The organism is Luteibacter jiangsuensis, assembly GCF_011742555.1.
GTDB classification, from domain to species: domain Bacteria; phylum Pseudomonadota; class Gammaproteobacteria; order Xanthomonadales; family Rhodanobacteraceae; genus Luteibacter; species Luteibacter jiangsuensis.
In genome coordinates this window covers 756,970-777,812 of the sequence record NZ_JAAQQR010000001.1, presented here as the reverse complement: position 1 = coordinate 777,812, position 20,843 = coordinate 756,970, and the positions used below count along the sequence as shown (strand labels likewise).

Below are 20,843 nucleotides of genomic sequence, written 5' to 3'. Positions count from 1 at the left end.
CGCGTTCACTGCCCGTATACGGGCAGCCTAGCTTTCGCTGCGTACCTTGATCTCGCCGTTGCCGAGCATCACGCGCAGGAGGTCGCCCGGCGACACGTCGGACGCGCGGCGCACGACGGCTTCGTGCTGGTCGAAGACGATGGCATAGCCGCGCTCGAGCGTCGCCAGCGGGCTGACCGCGTGCAGCGTGCGTCCCTGTTCCGCGAGGCGCAGGCGGTCGCGCTCGATGCGCCGCGCGATGGCCACCGACAGGCGCTGGCGCAGGTCGGCAATGCGTACGCGGGAAGGCGTGAGCCGCAGGCGGGGATGCTGGGCGGCCAGGCGGGCATGCAGGCGCTCCAGCCTTGCGTGGCGCAGGTTGTTCGTCTGCCCCACGGTGACGTAGAGGCGGCGCCGTAACGCTTCCAGACGCTGTGCATCGCGCGCAAGGCGGGCTTGCGGCCGCTGCGCGTTGAGACGCGCCTGCCATTGGTCGGCACGCTGCGCCGCTGCCTGGAGACGGCGCGCCATCAGGGTCGCCATGCGCTGGCGCAACCGCGCCAGCTGCCGCGCGATGTCGCCCGATTCCGGCACAAGCAGTTCCGCCGCGGCCGATGGCGTGGGCGCACGGAGGTCCGCCACGAAATCGGCGATGGTGAAATCCACCTCGTGACCGACCGCCGACACCACGGGTACGGCGCTCGCATGAATGGCGCGCGCCACCTGTTCGTCGTTGAAGGCCCAGAGGTCTTCGAGCGAGCCGCCGCCGCGCGTCACCAGCAACACGTCGTAGAGGCCGCTCGACGAGGCCCGGCGAAGCATCGATGCGATGGCGGCGGGCGCTTCGCGCCCCTGCACCGGCACCGGAAGCACATCCACCTCGGCTAGGCCGAAGCGTCGGCCGAGCACGCTCAAGACATCGCGTATCGCGGCGCCCGTGGGCGAGGTGATCACACCGATACGGCCGGGGAAGGGCGGTAGCGCGCGCTTGCGCTCGGGCGCAAAAAGCCCCTCCGCCCCGAGGCGCGCCTTGAGTTGCTCGAATTCCCGCTGCAAGGCGCCTTCGCCGGCAGGTTCCATGTGGTCGGCGACCAGCTGGAACTCGCCGCGCGCTTCATAAAGCCCTACCTTGGCACGCATGAGCACATGCATGCCGTCCACCGGACGGAAGCGCAGGCGCGATGCGGCCATGCGGAACATGGCGCAGCGGACCTGCGCGTTGGCGTCTTTCAGCGTGAAGTAGACATGCCCCGAGGAAGGCCGCGCCACGTTCGACAATTCGCCTTCGATCCACACGCCCATGGGCAGGGCGTCTTCCAGCAGGTCGCGCACCAGCCGGTTGAGGCCGGTGGGTGTCAGGATCTCCGGAGGCGCGTGCTCGTTGTGGGCTGACATGGACCGCCGAGGTTAGCACGGCGGCGGCGAATGTCGATGGGGCAGGGACTTACCGCGCACTCTTTATAAAAACATCACATCCGGAAAACGCCGAAGCGGCCCTGTTCGATGGGTGCATTGAGCGACGCGGAGATGGCGAGACCCAGGACGCGCCGCGTATCGGCTGGGTCGATGATTCCGTCGTCCCAGAGACGTGCGCTGGCGTAGTAGGGATGCCCCTGGCGCTCGTATTGATCGCGGATAGGCGCCTTGAACGCTTCCTCGTCCTCCGTGCTCCATGCCCCGCCACCGGCCTCGATACCGTCGCGCCGCACCGTGGCGAGCACCGACGCAGCCTGTTCGCCGCCCATGACGCTGATGCGTGCGTTCGGCCACATCCAGAGGAAACGGGCGCCGTATGCGCGGCCGCACATGGCGTAGTTGCCGGCGCCGAAACTGCCGCCGATCACCACGGTGAACTTGGGCACGTGCGAGCATGCGACCGCGGTGACCATCTTCGCCCCATCTTTCGCGATGCCGCCGTTCTCGTACTTGCGGCCGACCATGAAGCCCGTGATGTTCTGGAGGAATACCAGCGGCACGTTCCGCTGGTTGCACAGTTCGATGAAATGCGCGCCCTTCTGCGCCGACTCGCCGAACAGGATGCCGTTGTTCGCCACGATGCCCACCGGGTAGCCATGGATGTGCGCGAACCCGGTAACCAGCGTCTTGCCGTAGCGTGCCTTGAATTCATGGAATTCGGAGTCGTCCACCAGCCGCGCGATCACCTCGCGGATGTCGAACGGGCGGCGGGTGTCCTCCGGAATCACCCCATAGAGTTCCTCGGCCGCGAAACGCGGTTCCAGCGGCGGGCGCACGGCAAGCGGCTGCTTCTTCACCCGGTTGAGCGAACCCACGATGTCGCGCGCGATCGCCAGCGCGTGGGCGTCGTTCTCCGCGAAGTGGTCGGCCACGCCGGACACCGACGTATGCACGTCCGCACCGCCGAGCGCTTCGGCGTCAACGACCTCGCCCGTGGCCGCCTTCACCAGCGGGGGGCCGCCGAGGAAGATCGTTCCCTGCTCGCGAACGATGATGGTTTCGTCGCTCATCGCCGGCACATAGGCACCGCCGGCGGTGCAGGACCCCATCACCACGGCGATCTGCGGGATGCCCTGCGCGCTCATCCGCGCCTGGTTGTAGAAGATGCGGCCGAAGTGCTCGCGGTCTGGGAACACCTCGTCCTGCAAGGGGAGGAAGGCGCCGCCGGAATCGACGAGGTATACGCAGGGCAGCCTGTTCTCCATCGCCACCTCCTGCGCGCGCAGGTGCTTCTTCACCGTCATGGGGAAATACGTGCCGCCCTTGACGGTGGCGTCGTTCGCGAGCACCACCACTTCCTGGCCCATCACCCGCCCGATACCGGCGATGACACCCGCCGCGGGTGCCGCGTCGTCATACATGCCATGCGCGGCAAGCGGGGCGATTTCAAGGAACGGCGAACCCGGGTCGAGGAGCGCGCGGATGCGCTCGCGCGGAAGCAGCTTGCCACGCGCCACATGTTTCTCGCGGGCCTTCGCCCCGCCACCTTCGGCGGTGCGCCTCAATGTCTCGCGCAGGTCCTCCGTCAATGTGCGCAGGCGCAGACTGGAGGCCTGGAATTCGGCGGAGCGGGTATCGAGCTGCGACGTGAGGATGGGCATGAGTGATTCACGGGCGGGCCAAACCGACATGATAACGGCGCGGCCCCCCAGGCAAACGCTGCGTTGCGGTAGGAGCGGCAGCGGCAAAAAAAAAGCGGCCACCCGAAGGTGGCCGCCCTTTGCATCGAAGATAAACCTGGAAAGGCTTACTTCTTGCTGTCGTCCGCAGCGCTCTTGGCGTTGTCGGCAGCGTCCTTTGCCTGGTCAGCCGACTTGTCGGCCTGATCGGCGGCGTTGGAAGCAGCGTCCTTGGCCATGTCGGAAGAGCCACCGGCCGTGGAAGCCGAAGCGGCAGCCTGAGCCTGCGAAGCAGCGTCCTTGGCCTGGTCAGCGGACTGCTGAGCCTGGTCGGCGGCCTGCGAGGTCGCGGCGTTCTGCGACTGGTCGGCGGCCTGCTGGGCCTTGTCAGCCTGCTGCTGAGCATCGGCAGCCGACTTCTGGGCGTCTTGCGCGGAATCCTGCGCGCCGTTGCTGCAAGCTGCCAGAAGCGCGACGAGCGCAGAGGCGAGAAGGGTACGCGTCAAATTCATTATGTTTCTCCTTAGCCGTGGAATGCCGTTAGGCGGGCGTATTAATAGCTCAGTTGTATTCACTTAGCTACACATAGAGCCATTTCGCTTCAGGGCGCATTAAAACCCATGTATGTCGCGTGATCGTTCCGGTATGAGCGCCTTTCGACGGCGGCTTCACACCAGTTCGATGGCGACAGCCGTTGCCTCGCCGCCACCGATACAGAGCGCGGCGACGCCCTTTTTTGCCCCACGGGCCGTCAAGGCATTGAGAAGAGTCACGACGATACGGGCACCGCTGGCGCCGATCGGGTGGCCCAGGGCACAGGCACCGCCATGGACGTTGAGCTTGTCGTGCGGCACGCCCAGCTCCCGCATCACGGCCATCGGGACCACCGCGAAAGCCTCGTTGACCTCGTAAAGATCGACTTCGTCCGCACTCCAGCCGGCCTTCTCCAGGACCTTGGAAATGGCGCCCACGGGGGCGGTGGTGAACCATTCCGGCTCCTGCGAGTGGGTGGCATGGGCCACGACGCGGGCCAGCGGCTTCACCCCGCGGGCCTTGGCGTCGTCGGCCGAAAGCAGCACGAGGGCCGCGGCGCCGTCGGAGATACTGGACGAGCTGGCCGCCGTGATCGTGCCATTTTCCTTGCGGAAGGCCGCCCGGAGGGTCGGGATCTTGGCCGTGTCGGAGCGGCCCGGCTGTTCGTCCTCGACGAACTCCTGCGGCCCCTTCCGGCCCTGCACCGTCACGGGAACGATTTCGCCCGCGAAGGCGCCGTTCTTCTGGGCGGCCTTCGCGCGCTCCACCGAAGCGATGGCATAGGCGTCCTGTTCCTCGCGCGAGAAATGGTACTTGTCGGCGCACTGCTCGCCGAAAACGCCCATCGCCTTTCCGTCGTACGGATTGGTGAGGCCGTCCCACGCCATGTGGTCGACGAGCTGTCCGTCGCCGTAGCGAATGCCGGTACGCGCATTGACCATGTGCGGCGCGTTGGTCATGGATTCCATGCCGCCTGCCACCACGATGCCGGCCGAGCCGGCCTTGATCAGGTCGTGCGCGAGCATCATGGCCTTCATGCCGGAACCGCACACCTTGTTGATGGTGGTGCAGCCGGTGGAAGTCGGCAGGCCCGCTTCGAGCGAGGCCTGCCGCGCCGGCGCCTGCCCGAGATTGGCCGGCAGCACGCAGCCCATGATGACTTCGCTCACGTCCGCCGGTGCGATGCCCGCCTGGTCGAGCGCGGCCTTGATGGCGATGGAGCCCAGCTTCGGTGTCGGAACGCCGGTGAACTGACCGAGGAAGGAACCGATGGCGGTGCGCTTGGCACCCGCGATGACGATGTCGGACATGGGGTACTCCGTAAGACTCGGATGGCCGCCCTTTCGGGGCGGAAAACCCGTCGAGTATCGCAGCGGGGGCCGGGGAGGGGCAATCTGCGGCGCCGCAAAGGTCCGAGGGCATGGGTTGCGGGAGGTTTCGGCAGGGGATCGCCGACGCCACTTCAGGCCTTGAGTTTTTTCGCAATCAGGTGTGGCAATATCCGCGCAGGGGCGCCCGGCAGGCTGGGCGCAGACATGATGTCGAACCGGGGGACAATGTGAATACGATCAGGATGCCGCGTCGGCGCGAACTCGCGCTGGCTGTTGCTGTGGGTGTGACGCTGACCGCTTGCGGAGGTGGAGGCGGTGGTAGCCGGCCGAGCTACAACGTGCCGGCCATCGTGACGCCACCCCCGCCGCCTCCGCCGCCCACACCACCCGCACCGCCGACCTTCAGTGTGCCGGCCGACGTGCAGATTTCCGGCACGAACACGCAGCCCGCGCACGATGCCGGTGCGAAGGGTGGCGGCGTCACCATCGCCATCGTCGATTCCGGTGTCACGACCACCAACCCCGCACTGGCGGGCAAGGTGACGAAGAGCCTCGTCTATGTCGATCCGGCGGTGAACAACGTCGCCGTCGACGACGTGGTGGGGCATGGCACGGTCGTGGCGGAACTCGCCGCGGGAACCGCCACGGGTTACTTCGCGGGCGGCGTGGCGCCGTCCGCCAGCCTGGTATCGGCACGCATCATCGCCGACAAGGCGCCGGCCGACGACGGCTCGGGCCAGGGCAACAAGGTGACCAGTGCCGATCCGCTCGGCACCATCAACAGGGATGTCATCGCCGCCGGTGCCTCGATCGTCAACAACTCGTGGGGTGGGCTGTACTGGGACGCGACGGATGCCCCGACGACGGCCAGCTTTTCCGCGGCGTATGCCTCGGCCCGAACCGGCACCCTCTATGTATTCGCCGCGGGCAATGATGGAAGGGCCAATCCTTCCGACATCGCAGCCTTGCCTGCCCGCGATGCCAGCCTCGAGCCAGGCTGGCTCGCCGTCGTCGCGTTGGACAGCAACCACCTCGATACCATCGCCTCGTATTCGAACCGCTGCGGCGTCGCCATCACGTACTGCCTGGCCGCCCCGGGAAGCATCGTGGCGCTTGCCCCCACCGCGACCGACACGAACCTGAGCTACGTGGAGGGAAGCGGCACGTCGTTCGCGGCCCCGCAGGTGTCGGGTGCCGCGGCGGTGGTGAAGGGGGTCTTCCCGACGCTTTCCATGGATGCCGTGCGCCAGATCATCCTGGGCACCGCGGACGACCTCGGCGCGCCCGGTCCCGACTCCGTGTTCGGTTATGGCCGCCTGAACCTCGGCAAGGCGATTCTCGGTCCGGGCCGGGTGGATTGGGGCGAACTGCCCGTCGACCTCGACCAGAACGTGGTCACCTTTTCGAACCCCGTGGCTGGCGCCGGTGGCTTCAGCGTGCAGGGGGCGGGAACGCTCGTGCTTTCGAGCAGCGCCAACACCTTCACCGGCAACAGCACGATCGGAAACGGCGCGACGCTCGACTCGACCGGTTTCTTCCCTGGCAACGCGACCATCCTGTCCAGCGGCATGCTGCTCGCCAGGGGCAACATCGGCGGAACGGTGACCAATGCGGGCATGCTGCAGACGACGGCCGCGGGCACGCGTATCGGCGGCGACTTCGTGCAAGGGCCCACCGGGCAGCTTCGTCAGGTGCTGGGCGCGCCGCTGATCGTCGACGGCGATGCGACGCTCGACGGCGACTTCCACGTTTCCGGCGTGACCGACGGCTATGTGAAGACCTCCCGCCAGGAGGTCCTGCAGGCCGCGACCGTCACAGGTACGTTCGCTTCGCTCTCCACCGATCCGAGCGTGTTCCTTTCCACGTCGCTGCAGTACACGCCGACGGACGTCTGGATCGACACGACGACCATCACCGTGGTCAAGGTGGCCTCGGCGACGATGTCGCGGTCGGCGGCCGCGGTGTCCTCGGCCGCGCGTCTGGATGGTGCCTTCGGGCAACTCGACCAGGCCCTGTCCTCGCCGGTTTCCGCGGCGGGCGTCGCGCAAGGCACGCTGCTTGCCGCTGGCGGCATCCAGCAGTCGCGCGACACGCAGACGGCGCAGGCGTCGCTCGAGTCGTTGTCGGGCCAGCTCTATGCCGCCGGCACCGCGGTGACCCTCGCCGGTATCGACGCCGGCAACGACGCGCTGATGACGCATCTCGACCAGAACGGTTCGGGTTCGTGGTCGCAGTCGCTCGGTTACCAGGGCGGGCTCAGCCGCGCAGGGTTCGGCAACGTCGGATTCAACCTGGGCGGCGGTCTCGTAGGCCACGACATCCGCCTGGGCAACAACGGCTTTGCCGGTGTCGCCGTGGCACAGATGAGCAGCAACGGCCAGCTCAACGGCAACTTCGACCGCCAGCGCAGCCACGCCACCCAGGGCATGTTCTATGCCGGATCGCGCGGTGAAAAATGGTACGGCGTGGGGCAGGTGGGCTACGGCAGCTTCCGCGGCGACATGCAGCGGATGCTGCGCTTCGGCGACCAGGCGACGTTCGCGGGCACCGACCTCAACGGTACCTATAACTCGGCCTACGGCGAGGTGGGTTTCCGCACGAACGCGGGTGCGTTCACCCTCACGCCGTTCGCGAACGTGCAATACGCGAGCATCCGCCGCGATGGCTTCCAGGAATACGGCGGCGACGGCTTCGGCCTCGCGGCCGACGGACACACCACCTCACGCTGGCAGGCGGGTTTCGGCCTGCGCGCCGGCGGGTCCTGGTTGACGTCAGTGGGCAAGCTTCAGCTCAACGCCAAGCTGGGCTGGCAGAACGCGTTCGCGACGAAGGGCGAAGTGTTCGCCGCCCGGTACACCGGGTTTGCGCAGTGGGCTCCCGTCGAGGGCATCGGCCTTTCCCGTCGCGCAGGCACCGCCGGGCTGAACCTGTCGCTCGACATGAGTCAGCACACCCAGCTCGGTTTCGACGTGGATCAGCGCTTCGCGGATCGCGATCACTCGCGCTCGGCGCGGGCGTCGTTCCGGATGAACTGGTAAGGCCTCGGCTTAGCAGGAACCGTGATGGCGGCGAGGGGGCTTCCTCTCGCCGCTTCATCGCTTCGTCGGCTTTTCGCCGCTGAAGCGGCTCCCACAATCAGGACTTGCCGTGGAAGAGTTCGCGGCCGATCAGCATGCGGCGGATTTCGTTGGTGCCGGCGCCGATCTCGTAGAGCTTGGCGTCGCGCAGCAGGCGGCCGGCGGGGAATTCGTTGATGTAGCCGTTGCCGCCGAGGGCCTGGATGGCTTCGAGCGCCACCTTCACCGCGTTGGTGGAGGCGTTGAGCAGGCAGGCTGCCGGGTCGATGCGCGACTTCACACCGTTGTCGAACTGCTGCGCCACCATGTACGCAAAGCCACGCGACGATTGCAGTGCCGTGTACATGTCGGCGACCTTCGCCTGCATCATGCCGAAGGTGCCGATGGGCGCGTTGAACTGCTTGCGCTCCCGCACGTACGGCAACACGAGGTCCACCGCCGCCTGCATGATGCCGATGGGGCCGCCGGACAGCACCAGGCGCTCGGTGTCCAGGCCGCCCATGAGCACGCGCACGCCTTCGTTCACCTCGCCCACCACGTTCTCGGCGGGGATCTCGCAGTTGTCGAACACCAGTTCGCAGGTGTTGGAACCGCGCATGCCCAGCTTGTCCAGCTTCTGTGCGGTGGTGAAGCCCTTCATGCCCTTCTCGACGATGAAGGCGGTCATGCACCGGCTGCCCGCGGGGCGGGGCGCAGTGCGCATGTAAACCAGCAGCACGTCGGCGTCGGGGCCGTTGGTGATCCACATCTTCGAGCCGTTGGCCACCCAGGTGTCGCCGACCAGTTCGGCGTGGCAGCTCATCGAGCCCACCACGTCCGAGCCGGCGCCGGGTTCGCTCATGGCGAGCGCGCCCACCCATTCGCCGCTGGCGAGCTTGGGAAGGTATTTGCGGCGCTGGGCGTCGTTGCCGTTGTGGTAGATGTTCTGCACGCACAGGTTCGAGTGCGCGCCGTAGGACAGCCCCACGGATGCCGACGCGCGGGAGATTTCCTCCATGGCGATCATGTGCGCGAGGAAGCCGAGGCCGGAGCCGCCGTACTCCTCCGGAATGGTGACGCCGAGCAGCCCCATGTCGCCGAACTTGCGCCAAAGGTCTTCCGGGAACACGTTCTCGCGGTCGATGCGGTCGGCCCGCGGCGCGATCTCCTTTTCCGCGAAAGCGTGGACGCTTTCGCGCAGGAGGTCGAGGTCTTCACCGAGGGAAAAGGGGCGCATGCTGCAAAGCTCCGGAAAGGCGGGAAAATCGGCCCATCGTAGCGTGCCGGGCGGGCCAAGCCACGGCGCGTCGCAGCATCGGGCCTGGGGGCGTCAGCAGAGCCCGCCGTTGACGGCCAGCACCTGCCGGGTGATGTAGCCCGCCTGTGGGCTCATCAGGAAGCGTACCGCTGCCGCGACTTCTTCCGGCGTGCCGGTGCGTTCCATCGGGATGGCTTTGAGGATCTGCTCCACCGGAACCTCCGGTTCCAGCATGTCGGTGTCGATGAGGCCGGGCGCGACGCAGTTCACGGTGATCTTGCGCTTGGCCAGTTCCACGGCGAGCGCCTTCGAGGCACCGATCACGCCCGCCTTCGAGGCGCTGTAGTTCACCTGACCCCGATTGCCCACGAGGCCGGACACCGAGGTGATGCAGACGATGCGGCCTGCGGCGCGGCGGCGGATCATCGGCATCACCAGCGGATGCAGCACGTTGTAGAAGCCGTCGAGGTTGGTGCGCAGCACCTGGTCCCAGTCGTCCGCGGTCAGGCCGGGAAACGCGCCGTCGCGAGTGAGGCCGGCATTGCAGACCACGCCGTAGTAGGCGCCATGGGCCACGATGTCGGCTTCCAGTGCCGCCGCGGAAGCGGCGCGGTCGGAGATGTCGAACTGGACGATGCGCGCGTTCCGGCCCCGGGCGGCGATGTCGGCCTGCACGGCTTCGGCTTCGTCGCGGCGCGAGCGGCAATGCAGCACGATGTCGTAGCCGGCGTCGCAGAGTTCGAGCGCGATGGCGCGGCCGATGCCGCGGCTGGAGCCGGTGACGAGGACGGTGTCGGTCATGTGGCGGTTCCCTTGGGATCGAGGCTGTTGCGCGGATCGAGGTACGGCCCGGGATCCGGCGGGCTGAAAACGGTAAGGCGAGCTTCGGCGTGCATGCCCGGCGCGTCGATGCGGCACGCGAAGGCACCCATGCCGTCCTCGTCGTGGAAACGACGCACCGCTTCGACCACGAGTTTCGCGCCGATGGGGAACAGGTCGGCGTCGGCGAGGTAGGCGCGTGTGCCGAGCAGGAACCCCGGGCGCACGTTCCCGCCGGCGGCAAGCACCTGCCAGCCGTTCCAGGCGGCGATGGCCTGCGCCATCAGTTCCACGCCGGCCCAGGCAGGCAGCCCGCCGGCCTCGACGAAGGCGTCGCCGCGCCGCACCGTGCGCTCGCAGATGATGCGCTCCGGTTCCCACGACACGACACGGTCGAGCAGGATCATGCGCCCCGCATGCGGCAGGAGTTTTTCGATCGGCCACATGCTCAGGTGCCCCCGGCGAAGACGAGGCTGGCATTGTTGCCGCCGAAGGCGAAGGAATTGCTCATGAGGTGCCGCCGTCCCTCAGGCAACGTGTCGCCCGTCCGGGTGAAGGCCAGGGACGGCAGGGCCGCATCGGGCACCCCGTCCCAGGCGTGCGGCGGCAGCCGGCGGCGGCTGTCCGTCAGGGCAAGCCAGCAGAAGGCGGCTTCCAGTGCGCCGGCGGCGCCGAGCGTGTGCCCGGTAAGACCCTTCGTGGACGAGCAGGGCACCGGACGCGCGAACATGTCCGCCACCGCGCGGCTTTCCATCGCGTCGTTGTGTTCGGTGGCGGTGCCGTGCAGGTTCACGTAATCGATGGCCTCCGCGCCAATGCCCGCAGCGGCGAGCGCGCGGTGCATCGCTTCGACCGCACCGCGACCCTCGGGCTCGGGCGACGACATATGGTAGGCATCGGAACTGGCACCGCCGCCCAGGAACGCCACCGGCGCCTCGTCGCGGGTCATGAGGAAGAGCGCGGCGGCTTCGCCGATGTTGATGCCCCGGCGCGAACCGGAGAAGGGCAGGCAGCGTTCCGACGAGGTGGCCTCCAGCGCATGGAAACCGTGCGTCGCAAGACGGCACAGCGTATCGGCGCCGCCGCAGAGCACTGCGTCGCACAGGCCTAGCCGAAGCAGCCGGCGCGCACTCAGCAAGGCGCGGGCACCCGAGGTGCACGCGGTGGAAATGCCATAGCAAGGGCCGGCGATATCGAGCCATTCCGCGAGGAACGCGGCCGGCGCGCCGAGTTCCTGGTCCGCATAGCGGTACCCTTCCGGCCACCGGCCCGTCGTTGCAAGCGCCGCGATGTTCCCTGTCGCCTCTTCGATGCCGGTGGTGCTGGTGCCGATGACCACGCCGATCCTCGCCGCGCCGAAGCGCGCGATGGCGGCGCGGATATCGGTTTCGATCTCCTGCGCGGCGAGCAGCAGAAGGCGGTTGTTTCGCGTGTCGCGATGCGCGAGCCCGGGTGGCATCGCCGGCAGCGGTGCCTGCACGGCGCCGAGGGGCGACAACCGGTCCGGCACCCAGCCGGCTAGCGACGGCAGGCCGTGCGCATCGGCGGCGAAGAGGGCATCCGCCACGGCCTCTTTGCCCACGCCGAGCGAACACGTGACGCCCAGCGCGTTGAGGTACGTTCTCATGCGTGCGCGAGGGGCTTGCGCGCCGCGACGTTGACGAGCGTCTCTTCGCGCTTGCCGGGCGGCGGCGGGGCCTTGATGCCCCAGCGTTCCAGCAGGCCGAAGTCCCTGGCGCGGCTCCACCAAAGGTAGGGCAGCGACACATTGGCTTGTTCGAATGCGAACCCGCGTCCGCGCAGCATCGCCAGGTATTCGTCCGCGCTCTTCTGCACGTGCATGGGATGGCGGAAGAACCAGCGGATCACCCAGGTGTCGATATAGGCCTTCGTCGACTCGGCGAAGAGCAGGAGCCCGCCCGGCTTCAGCACACGCCAGAATTCGTCGAGCGCGCGCTCCTGTTCCACCAGGTGGTGGAAGGTCTGGTGGCAGAACAGGATATCCACGCTCGCGTCCGGCAGATCGATGCGGGCACAGTCGGCGAGCAGCACCGTGGCGTCGATGCCTTCCCGTTCGGCTTCCTGGCGCGAGAGCGCCACGCTGTGCGGGTCCGCATCCAGTCCCACCAGCTTCTGCGGCGCGAAGGCGTCGCGCAGCAGGCGGAAGGAACGGCCCTGGCCACAGCCCACGTCGAGGAGGGTGCCGCCCTGTGGCAGCGGTTCGCCCACGAGACGCTTCAGGTCGTTGATGGCCACGCGCAAGACATGGTGTTGCCACGTGTGGGTGCGCAGGAACACGAAACCGATGCGGGTTTCCTCGACATAGGTGGCGCTGGCGTACTTCATGGCGTGGGTCCGGTGGAACGGGGAAACGACGACGCGAGATGGCGCTCCACGTCGTCGACGAAAACGGCGGGCGAGACCAGCAGCATCTCGCCGTCTGCAAGCCGCACGGCCACCTGGATGGTGCTGGCGCGGGTGAGGCGCTCGCCGGTGGCGGCATCGCTCAGGGTGTAGTGGATCTTCAGGCGGTTTCGCCATTCGACGAGCTCGGCGCGCACCACCAGCGTCTGGCCGAATCGGGCGGGGCGCGCATAGCGCAGCTGCAGGTCGATGATCGGCCATGCATAACCGGTTTCCTTCATCCGCACATAGTTGTGCCCGAGCTCGTCGAGCAGGGCGCAGCGCGCCACTTCGAGGTACTTCACGTAATGGCCGTGCCAGACGACCTCCATGGAGTCCACATCGAAGAACGGCACGGTGACGTCGATTTCCGTGGCGTACACACCCTTAGCGCGCATGGGAGGCATCCTTCGTGTCGTGCCAATAGGGATGGAAGTTGAACCATTGCAGCGGAGCCACGAGGCAGTGTTCCGCCAGCCACGCCGCATATCGTGCCACGGCCGAGCGGATGACGGCCTCGCGCCGTGTGCGCTCCCAGCCTGCGGCATCGTCGAACCGGCGCAGATGGATGCGGTAGCGGCCACCGTGCTTCAGGCAGCACACCAGGTTCACCGGACAGCGCAGCATCGCCGCCATCAGCCAGGGTCCCTGGGGGAAGGGCGCAGGGGCGCCCAGGAAATCGGTGTCGATCGCGCGGCCGCCGTGCATGGGCACGCGGTCGCCGGCGATGGCGATCCACTCGCCGCGCTCGAGTCGTTGCGACAGTTCCAGCATGGCGGCCGTGTCGAGGTCCCCCACGTGCATCAGGCGCAGGCGCTTGTCGCCCGATTCGCCGAGCAGCCGGTTGAAGTGCGCCGCGTTCGGAAGATGCATGAGCACGTTGAGCGCCACGCCTTCGCCCACTTCCGCCATGGCGCGGCAGACGTCGAGATTGCCCAGGTGCGTGCAGACGAGGATCTGGCCGCGGCCGCCGGCGAGCAGCGCGTCGCGTACGCCGTCCGGGTCGTCCATGTCCACCGACGACAGGCGCAACTTGCCGCGCCAGACATCGAAACGGTCGAGCATGCATTCGCCGAAGGCGCGGTACTGCGCGAACACGGCGCGCGAACGGGGGAAGAGGTTGCCGCGCCCGCTCCATGCGGCAAGCCGTGCCTGGTACTCCGCCACGTTGCGGCGCGCGGCGCGCCCGGTGACGAAGAAATACAGCACGACGAGCCAGATCACGGGCGTGACCGCACGCCGTCCCAGCACCCGTACGGCGATGGCCGTGAGTTTGATCCCCAGGAAGCTGCCGCGTTCCTTCTGTTCCGCCCAGTGCGCGGCCGTGGCGGAATCAGCCATGGTGGCTCTCCAGCCGCAGGTGCGCCGAGGACACGGGAGCATCGCCCGACTGATAGGTGAAGTGCACTCGCCCGCGTTCGATGTCGTGACGCAGCGTGAGCCGCACGCGATCGCCGGGGCGCAGAAGACGTTGGAACTTCATGCCGTCGATGGCCCGGCAGGTTCTCCGCGTTCCCAGGCGCGACGCGGCGAAATCCACCGCCCAGGCCACCTGCACCACCCCGGGAAGCACGGGGGCGTCGGGGAAATGCTCGGCGAAGCAGGCCAGATCGAGTGGCAGTTCCAGCTCGACGACGTGCGTGTCACCGTCGCGCCGTTCGTCGAGCACCGTGGCGGTGGCGGGAAGAGGGCCGCGCAAGAGCGCATCGACATCCGTAGGCTCCGGCAGCGTGTGGACGAATCGCCACACCAGCGGCGTGGAGAGGGCGTCGTCGCCGGCGGCGTGCTGGCCCAGCTCGTTCACCAGCCCGGCGCGGCCGTGCCGCAGCAATGCGGTACGGCCGACGGGCGACAGCGCCACGACCATGCCTGGGCCGAGCTTCCCCGCGTAGCCGCCTGCCGCGCCGGCGACCCAGGGGTGCGAAGCGAGTCGCGCGGCCGCGGCGTCCATCGGGGCCTTGTTGATCCTTCGGCGCAGTCGCTGGCGCAGGATCCATTCGCCCACGAACAGGGCACCCATGACGGAATAAGCGAGGATGCCGTTGTAGAAGGTCCACCACGACAGCGGCCCCCATTCGGCCAGCAGGCACGACACGGTGCCATTCAACGCGAAGAAGGCCACCCACACCCAGGTGACGCGACGCGTGTATCGCACGGCGACCGGTGGCAGGTCGGGTTCGCTCACGCGCGCGATGCGCTCGATGATCGGCGGACCGAACTTGAGGCTGAGTCCGAACGCGGCCAGCAGCAGGCCGCAGATCAGGCTGGGATACCAGCGCAGCAGGTGCTCCTCGCCACCGAACGCGAGCACGATGCAGTAGACGAGGGTGATGGCGAGCATCCAGCGGCCGCCCGGCTGGCGCAGCAGGGCCGGGGCGCGCACGAGCCACAGGGCGCCGAGGATCAGTCCGAAGACGGGAGTGGATACATGGTCGGTGCCGAAATACACGATGAAGGGGTAGAGCACCCCCACGACGACCAGGATCAGGTCGCTCAGCCGGCGCACGACGAACTCTCCACGTACAGGGCGAGGCTGCGCACGGTCTCGAAGTGCCGCCGTGCTTCGCGCGAGTCGGACGCGATGCGCAGGCCGTAGCGATTCTGCAACGCGAGAGCGAGTTCCAGCGCGTCCACCGAATCCAGCCCCAGCCCCTGGCCGAACAGCGGCTGGTCGGCGGCGATGTCGTCCACCGTCAGGTGCTCGAGCGCCAGCGTGTCGATGATCAGCCGGGCAATGTCGCGTTCGAGGTCGGTCATGCCATGAGTTCCCTGGCGTAAAGAGCGTGCAGATGTTCGTTGATGCGGCGAGAGGCTATCGGCGCGGGCACCCCTTCGCTGAAGTCGGCCACGGCGATGTCCTCGCCCACCCGCAGTTCCATCTGCACGCGCCGATACGGAATGCGGTACCACGGCTCCGCCTTGGTGAGCGTGGTGGGGCGGACGGTGATGAACACGGGCGTGATGGTGTGCGCACCGCGCACCGCGATGGCGGCCGCGCCGCGGTGGAAGGCCGGCGGCTTGCCCGGCGTGGTGCGGGTACCCTCGGGGAAGACGATCAGCGTCTGGCCCTCCCGCAATACGTCGGCGGCACGTTCCAGCATCTCCGCGCTGCCGTCGTTGCTGATGTATTGGGCGACACGTACCGGACCGCGCATGCACGGATTCTTCCAGAGGCTGTGCTTGACGATGCAGTTCGCGTCGGGAACGTGTCCGATGAGGAACACCACGTCGATGAGCGACGGATGGTTGGCGACGATCATCTGGCCGGGGCGGCCCAGCCGCTCCAACCCTTCGAAGCGGTAGTCGAGCACACCGGTGCGATACATGAACTGCGAATGCAGCCAGAAGGCGCGGCCGACGGTGCGGCGCGCGCGCCGGCGGCGCACGGCAGCGGGGCCGGGCAGGTGCAGGACCACGGGCAGGATCAGCACGCGCAACAGCACGCCGCCGATGCCGAACAACGCGAAGCTGAGCGCGGTGCAGACGAAGCGCCATGCCCAGGCGTCGCGGCGGGTCATGCGCTCGGCTGCCAGTGCCATCGTCGTGTCTTCCACGGGTGATCCAGCGGCGCGCCGTCGTGCAGGGCGCGAACGAAGCGCAAGGCGTGCGGCACGCCCGCCACCGGCGCGGCACCGTCGTTTGCCGCGAGCGAGAGGCGCCAGCGTGGTCCGCTTCCCGCGACGGAAAGCCGCAATGCCAGCGCATAGGAGAAGGGTATGTCGTCGATGTGGCCGTCGTAGGCCGGAGCCGGACGTTCCTCCGCGATGACGACGATCGCCGCGGGCAGGCCGTCGCCCAGCAGCGCGGCGGCCTCGACGATGGCATGCTCGAAGGTGTCCGCTTCGCCGGCGATCGCCACCGATTCCCCGCGCTGCCCACGCAGAATGGACCACTGCCCTGCAATAGCGTTGTGCACGGACAGGCCGAACTGGGTGGGGGAGAGCGGCGCGTTCCGGCCGATCTCGTCGAGCATGGCGAACGTGCGTGTGGTCTCGCCGTGGCGCGAGGCGAACACGAAGGGAAGTTGTTCGTCGTCGCCGCACAGCGGCCATGCCGCATGCATGACGATGCGCGCCAACCGGCTCAGACGGCGGCGCTGCATCGGCGGCACGAATTCGCAGGCGGGTTGCTCGCCGTTGTCGACGATGGCATGCGGCGCGGCGCACCAGGTCGCCCATGCCGTCTCGTCTTCCATGCCCGGGGCCCATGCGCGCCAGGCGTCGACGACGAATTCCATCATGCCGATGCCTCGTCGTGGCGCCGGATCAGCAGTGCGGCGCAGCTTCCGCCGAAGCCGAAGTTGTTCGACAAGACGGCGTCGATCCGCAGGGCGAGTTCGCCCTCGACGAGGGGTGCGTCGGCGAACGCGGGATCGCGCACGGCCGGCGTCGCGCCCCCGAGCAGCACGCCTTCCGCCATCATGGCGATCGAGGCGATGGCGTCCAGCGCCCCGGCGGCTGCGGGCGCGTGCCCGATGAGCCCCTTGATGGACGACATGGGCGGCACATCGACACCGCGGTCGCCGAAGACACGCCGCAGCGCGTCCCATTCGGCGAGATCGCCCGCCACGGTGGCGCAGGCGTGCGTGTTCACGTAGTCCGGCATGACGCCGGCCAGGTCGATCGCCTGGTGCATGGCTTCGGCCATGCCGTCGGCGGCGGGACCGATCATGCCGTCGGGATCGGAAGCCGCACCGTATCCCGCGATTTCCGCGAGGATGGTCGCGCCGCGTGCCCGTGCGTGCTCCAGCGATTCGAGAACCAGCACGCCGGCACCGCCGCCAAGGAGGATGCCGTCGCGATCGGCCGCATAAGGCGTGGAGACGCGTGTACCGACGACGCTCGCGGTCGAAAGCGCGTTCATCACGTCGAAACACATGGCCGCCTTGTCGTGCAGTTCCTCCGCGCCGCCGCACACCACGACTTCCTGTCGTCCGAGCTGGATCAGCTCCATGGCCTGTCCGATGGCATGCGTGGCGCTGGTGCAGGCGGACCCCACCGTGAAGCCACGCCCGCCGAATCCGAGCGCGTGCGTGAGCGTGGCCGATACGGCGCTACCCATGCTGCGCGGCACGATGAACGGCGAGAGACGCGAAATGCCCTTGGCGTGGAAAACGTCCAGGCCGGCTTCGTATTCGCTGAGCGCCGCGGCACCGCCCATCACGATGCCGACGTCGCGCTCGCGCACGCGGTCCGCATCCAGTCCGGCTTCCGCCAGTGCTTCCGTGGTGGCATGCCACGCGAATTCCGCGGCCTGCGGCAGGTAACGACGCAGCTTGCGTGGCGGTGGTTCGAGGCCCGAGGTATCGGCTGGGGCCGCCACCTGGCAACGCATGCCCAGCGCGGCGAAGTCGGCCATGGCGCGGAACCCTGCACGGCCGGCGCGCAGGCCATCGAACAGAGCCTTTCGTCCCGCGCCCAGGCAGGACACCGCGCCCATGCCGGTGACGACCACACGCCGCATCAGCGGTGCGCCTTGAAAATCAGCGACGTGTTGATGCCCCCGAACGCGAAGTTGTTGTTCATCACGTAGTCGGTGCGAATCTCGCGTCCTTCGCCCGCGAGGTAATCCAGCGGCGCGCATTCCGGATCGGGCGTCTCGAGATTGATCGTGGGCGCGAACCAGCCGCCGCGCATCATCTCGATGGCCCACCACGCTTCGAGCGCGCCGCAGGCACCCAGCGTATGACCCACGTAGCTCTTCATCGAGCTGATGGGCGTTTGAGTGCCGAGCACGTCCGCGGTGGCATGGCTTTCCGCCACGTCGCCGCGATCGGTGGCGGTGCCGTGCGCGCTCACGTAACCGATGGCGTCGGGCGGAAGGCTCGCGTCGGCGAGTGCCATGCGCATCGCCGCGGCCATGGTTTCGCGCGTGGGCTGCGTGATGTGCGCGCCATCCGAGTTGGTGCCGAAGCCGACGATCTCGGCGTAGATGCGCGCGCCGCGCGCCAAGGCGTGTTCGTATTCCTCGAGGATCAACGTGGTGGCACCCTCGCCGACGACGAGGCCGTCGCGGCCCGCGTCGAAGGGACGCGGCGTGAGCTGCGGGGTGTCGTTGCGGGTGCTGGTGGCGAACAGCGTGTCGAATACCGCTGCGCCCGGCCCGGAAAGTTCCTCCGCGCCCCCGCACAGCATCAGCGCCTGCTTGCCCTGCTGGATCGCCTCGTAGCCGTAACCGATGGCCTGGCTACCCGACGTGCATGCGCTGGACGTGGTGATCACGCGGCCCTTCAGGCCGAAGAACACGCCCACGTTCACCGCCGTGGTGTGTGCCATCATCTGGATGTAACTGGTGGCGGTCACGCCCTGCATCGATCCGGTTTCGAGCATGTGGCCGACGGTGCGCGCCGGCTCGATGCTGCCGCCCGACGAACCGTACGCCACACCCATGCGGCCGTCAGCGATGCGCTCGTCGCCGAGCAGGCCGGCATCCGCCAGGGCGCGTTCGCTGGCCGCGACGGCCAGCTGGGCCACGCGGCCCATGGAGCGCACATGCTTGCGCGACCAGTGCAGCGGCAGGAGGAAGTCGTCCACCGGCGCGCCCAAACGCCCGTTGAGCTTGTCGAAATAATCCCATTCGCCCATGCGGCGCACGGCGTTGCGGAAGCGGCGCAACCGCGCCTCGATGGTGGCCCAGTCGTGGCCGAGCGGCGTGATGCCGCCGATGCCGGTGACGACGACGCGCTTCATGCGGCGTACTCCCGTGGGACGAGTTGGATGATCATGCGTGTGCTTCCTGCCGCGCGAACTTGCGAAGGATAAGGCGTGGTATGCGCGGCAACATGCCGAGCACGAGCCGCGTATGCATGGCGGTGATGCGCAGGTTGTCCCGCCACATGCGGAAGTGCGAAAGACCGTCTTCCGGATAGATGACGCGCGTGGGCAGGTTGCGCACCGGCACGCCGCGCCAGTAGAGCCGCACCGCAATCTCCGTATCGAAATCCATGCGCGAGGGCAGGGGCTTGCGTGCGATCTCCGCCCGGGTTTCTTCCAGCGGGTAGAGCCGGTAACCGCACATCGAGTCGTCGATGTCGAAGGACAGGGTTTCCAGCCACACGAAGGCGTGGGTGAGGTACCGCCCATAGAGTCGCGCACGCGGCACGGAGTCGTCGTACACCGGGCGGCCGCAGACCATGGCCTCGGGCGCCGCCCGGCTCGCTTCGAGGAAGCGGGGCACGTCTTGCGTGTCGTGCTGTCCATCCGCGTCGATCTGCAGCACGTGGCTGTAACCGGCGGCATGCGCCGCGAGAAAACCGGCGGTGAGCGCCTTGCCCTTGCCGCCGTTGGCTGGAAGGCGGATCAGGCGCAGGTCGTCGCGTCCGGCTACCAGGCGGTCGAGTGCTTCGCGGGTTTCGGCGTTCGAGCCGTCGTCCACGAGGAACACCGGCAGGCCGTAACCGGCGAGTGCGTTCGCCGTGGCGCCGACGGTGCGGCCGTGGTTGTACACGGGTATGACCGCGCAGGGCGCGAACGATCCCGCCGCGTCGCGCGGCTCCGGCCTGCCCGCCATCGGCTCGCTCAGCGGGTGAGCAGTGTCTGCACGGTGGCGACCACGTCGCCGACCGTACGCACGCTCTTGAAGTCTTCAGGCTTGATCCGGGTGCCGGTCATGTCCTGCACCTGGATGGCGAGATCGATCGCGTCGATGCTGTCCAGTTCCAGGTCGGTGAAGAGGTTGGCTTCCGGCGTGACCTTCGCGGGATCGATCTCGAAGGTTTCATGGAGGACGGACCGCAAGCGAGCGAGAACGTCGTCGGAGGTAAAGGTTTCGGCTGGGATCGCGCTCATAGCTCGGTAAGTCCAATTCATCCCCGGACGGGCGTGGCCACCTCCCGAAGGACAATGGCAGCACGCGCCACCACCGAGGCGACGAAAGTGATCGGAATGCTCTGGTTGTCGCCGCCCCCTCGGACGGCATCCCCTGGCCCAAAAGCATCGTGTAGGCAAAGCCTTACAAGATTCCCCGGGTGCCGAAATTGTAGCAGATCGCGATTGAGAACAATGGGTCGTCGGCCATCGCAGGGGCAGGGCGGCGGGCGCATCGAGGACCGGTCCGGCGGGCCGGACACTGTCCGGTCGATGCGGTGACGGCGTCCGCGGACAGGTTCGCGGTAGCGAGCGGCTTCCTCGAAAACGGCGCCACAGCGCGCTCTCGAGGCATGTATGGCATCTGGCACGGCTCTTGCCACATACCTCTCGAGACCCTTCCCATCATCGTTCGAGGAGAGCCACCATGAAATATGAAACCGCCATGCTGAAGACCTTCTTCGTTGTCGCCGTGCTGACCTGCGTGCTGACGTTCGGAGCGATGGTGACCACGGCGGCGACCATCGCCACACCCGCGATGGTGGCTGCTCGTTGAACGCAAG

Annotated in this window: 21 protein-coding genes; 2 read left to right on the top strand and 19 right to left on the bottom strand. The window is 67.8% G+C overall.

Annotated elements, in window-relative coordinates; all coding sequences use genetic code 11:
• Positions 1-27: 27 nt before the first annotated feature.
• From xseA to HBF26_RS03330, 4 genes are all read right to left on the bottom strand, one after another.
• A complete protein-coding gene (gene xseA, locus HBF26_RS03345; RefSeq protein WP_167123003.1) occupies positions 28-1,374 on the bottom strand; it encodes an exodeoxyribonuclease VII large subunit in 1,347 nt (448 codons plus the stop codon).
• A 74-nt stretch (positions 1,375-1,448) separates the two neighbouring features.
• Complete coding sequence (locus tag HBF26_RS03340; RefSeq protein WP_167123001.1) at positions 1,449-3,056, bottom strand: carboxyl transferase domain-containing protein; 1,608 nt, start codon at positions 3,054-3,056, stop codon at positions 1,449-1,451.
• A gap of 146 nt (positions 3,057-3,202) precedes the next feature.
• Entirely contained in the window at positions 3,203-3,586 is a 384-nt protein-coding gene (locus HBF26_RS03335) for a hypothetical protein (RefSeq protein WP_167122999.1), read from the bottom strand.
• A 156-nt stretch (positions 3,587-3,742) separates the two neighbouring features.
• Entirely contained in the window at positions 3,743-4,918 is a 1,176-nt protein-coding gene (locus HBF26_RS03330) for a thiolase family protein (protein ID WP_167122997.1), read from the bottom strand.
• A gap of 248 nt (positions 4,919-5,166) precedes the next feature.
• Between HBF26_RS03330 and HBF26_RS03325 the strand changes: the two genes are divergently transcribed.
• Entirely contained in the window at positions 5,167-7,977 is a 2,811-nt protein-coding gene (locus HBF26_RS03325; RefSeq protein ID WP_167122995.1) for a S8 family serine peptidase, read from the top strand.
• 97 nt (positions 7,978-8,074) lie between these two features.
• Here the strand turns inward: HBF26_RS03325 and HBF26_RS03320 are convergent, their stop codons facing one another.
• The 15 genes from HBF26_RS03320 to HBF26_RS03250 form a co-directional block, all read right to left on the bottom strand.
• Complete coding sequence (locus HBF26_RS03320; RefSeq protein WP_167122993.1) at positions 8,075-9,232, bottom strand: isovaleryl-CoA dehydrogenase; 1,158 nt, start codon at positions 9,230-9,232, stop codon at positions 8,075-8,077.
• A gap of 93 nt (positions 9,233-9,325) precedes the next feature.
• Positions 9,326-10,054: a 3-oxoacyl-ACP reductase FabG gene (fabG, locus tag HBF26_RS03315; RefSeq protein WP_167122991.1), complete on the bottom strand. Its 729-nt coding sequence runs from the start codon at positions 10,052-10,054 to the stop codon at positions 9,326-9,328.
• Entirely contained in the window at positions 10,051-10,518 is a 468-nt protein-coding gene (locus HBF26_RS03310) for a hotdog family protein (protein ID WP_240151166.1), read from the bottom strand. Before HBF26_RS03310 ends, fabG begins: the two co-directional genes overlap by 4 nt.
• 2 nt (positions 10,519-10,520) lie before the next feature.
• Positions 10,521-11,699, bottom strand: coding sequence for a beta-ketoacyl-ACP synthase (locus tag HBF26_RS03305; RefSeq protein ID WP_167122989.1), 1,179 nt, complete (start codon positions 11,697-11,699; stop codon positions 10,521-10,523).
• Positions 11,696-12,418, bottom strand: coding sequence for a class I SAM-dependent methyltransferase (locus HBF26_RS03300; RefSeq protein WP_167122987.1), 723 nt, complete (start codon positions 12,416-12,418; stop codon positions 11,696-11,698). The genes HBF26_RS03305 and HBF26_RS03300 overlap by 4 nt, the downstream gene beginning before the upstream one ends.
• Positions 12,415-12,873 carry an acyl-CoA thioesterase gene (locus HBF26_RS03295; RefSeq protein ID WP_167122985.1) on the bottom strand — a complete coding sequence of 153 codons (459 nt, stop codon included), beginning with the start codon at positions 12,871-12,873 and terminating at the stop codon, positions 12,415-12,417. Before HBF26_RS03295 ends, HBF26_RS03300 begins: the two co-directional genes overlap by 4 nt.
• Positions 12,863-13,816 (bottom strand): lysophospholipid acyltransferase family protein, encoded by a 954-nt coding sequence (locus HBF26_RS03290; protein WP_167122983.1) that lies wholly within the window; start codon positions 13,814-13,816, stop codon positions 12,863-12,865. The genes HBF26_RS03295 and HBF26_RS03290 overlap by 11 nt, the downstream gene beginning before the upstream one ends.
• Complete coding sequence (locus HBF26_RS19490) at positions 13,809-14,981, bottom strand: ApeI family dehydratase (protein WP_240151165.1); 1,173 nt, start codon at positions 14,979-14,981, stop codon at positions 13,809-13,811. The genes HBF26_RS03290 and HBF26_RS19490 overlap by 8 nt, the downstream gene beginning before the upstream one ends.
• On the bottom strand, positions 14,969-15,232 hold the full coding sequence (locus tag HBF26_RS03280; protein ID WP_167122981.1) for a phosphopantetheine-binding protein: 264 nt from the start codon (positions 15,230-15,232) through the stop codon (positions 14,969-14,971). Before HBF26_RS03280 ends, HBF26_RS19490 begins: the two co-directional genes overlap by 13 nt.
• Positions 15,229-16,029, bottom strand: coding sequence for a lysophospholipid acyltransferase family protein (locus HBF26_RS03275; RefSeq protein ID WP_338039618.1), 801 nt, complete (start codon positions 16,027-16,029; stop codon positions 15,229-15,231). The genes HBF26_RS03280 and HBF26_RS03275 overlap by 4 nt, the downstream gene beginning before the upstream one ends.
• Positions 15,990-16,715: a beta-ketoacyl synthase chain length factor gene (locus HBF26_RS03270; protein ID WP_205287582.1), complete on the bottom strand. Its 726-nt coding sequence runs from the start codon at positions 16,713-16,715 to the stop codon at positions 15,990-15,992. The genes HBF26_RS03275 and HBF26_RS03270 overlap by 40 nt, the downstream gene beginning before the upstream one ends.
• On the bottom strand, positions 16,712-17,938 hold the full coding sequence (locus HBF26_RS03265; protein WP_167122979.1) for a beta-ketoacyl-[acyl-carrier-protein] synthase family protein: 1,227 nt from the start codon (positions 17,936-17,938) through the stop codon (positions 16,712-16,714). Before HBF26_RS03265 ends, HBF26_RS03270 begins: the two co-directional genes overlap by 4 nt.
• Positions 17,938-19,164: a beta-ketoacyl-ACP synthase gene (locus HBF26_RS03260; protein WP_167122977.1), complete on the bottom strand. Its 1,227-nt coding sequence runs from the start codon at positions 19,162-19,164 to the stop codon at positions 17,938-17,940. The genes HBF26_RS03265 and HBF26_RS03260 overlap by 1 nt, the downstream gene beginning before the upstream one ends.
• A 31-nt stretch (positions 19,165-19,195) precedes the next feature.
• A complete protein-coding gene (locus HBF26_RS03255; protein ID WP_167122975.1) occupies positions 19,196-19,984 on the bottom strand; it encodes a glycosyltransferase family 2 protein in 789 nt (262 codons plus the stop codon).
• Between the two features lie 8 nt (positions 19,985-19,992).
• Positions 19,993-20,262, bottom strand: coding sequence for an acyl carrier protein (locus HBF26_RS03250; RefSeq protein ID WP_167122973.1), 270 nt, complete (start codon positions 20,260-20,262; stop codon positions 19,993-19,995).
• A 445-nt stretch (positions 20,263-20,707) separates the two neighbouring features.
• Here HBF26_RS03250 and HBF26_RS19720 point away from each other — a divergent pair, with 445 nt between their 5' ends.
• Positions 20,708-20,836 (top strand): hypothetical protein, encoded by a 129-nt coding sequence (locus tag HBF26_RS19720; RefSeq protein WP_275690549.1) that lies wholly within the window; start codon positions 20,708-20,710, stop codon positions 20,834-20,836.
• Positions 20,837-20,843 lie beyond the last annotated feature (7 nt).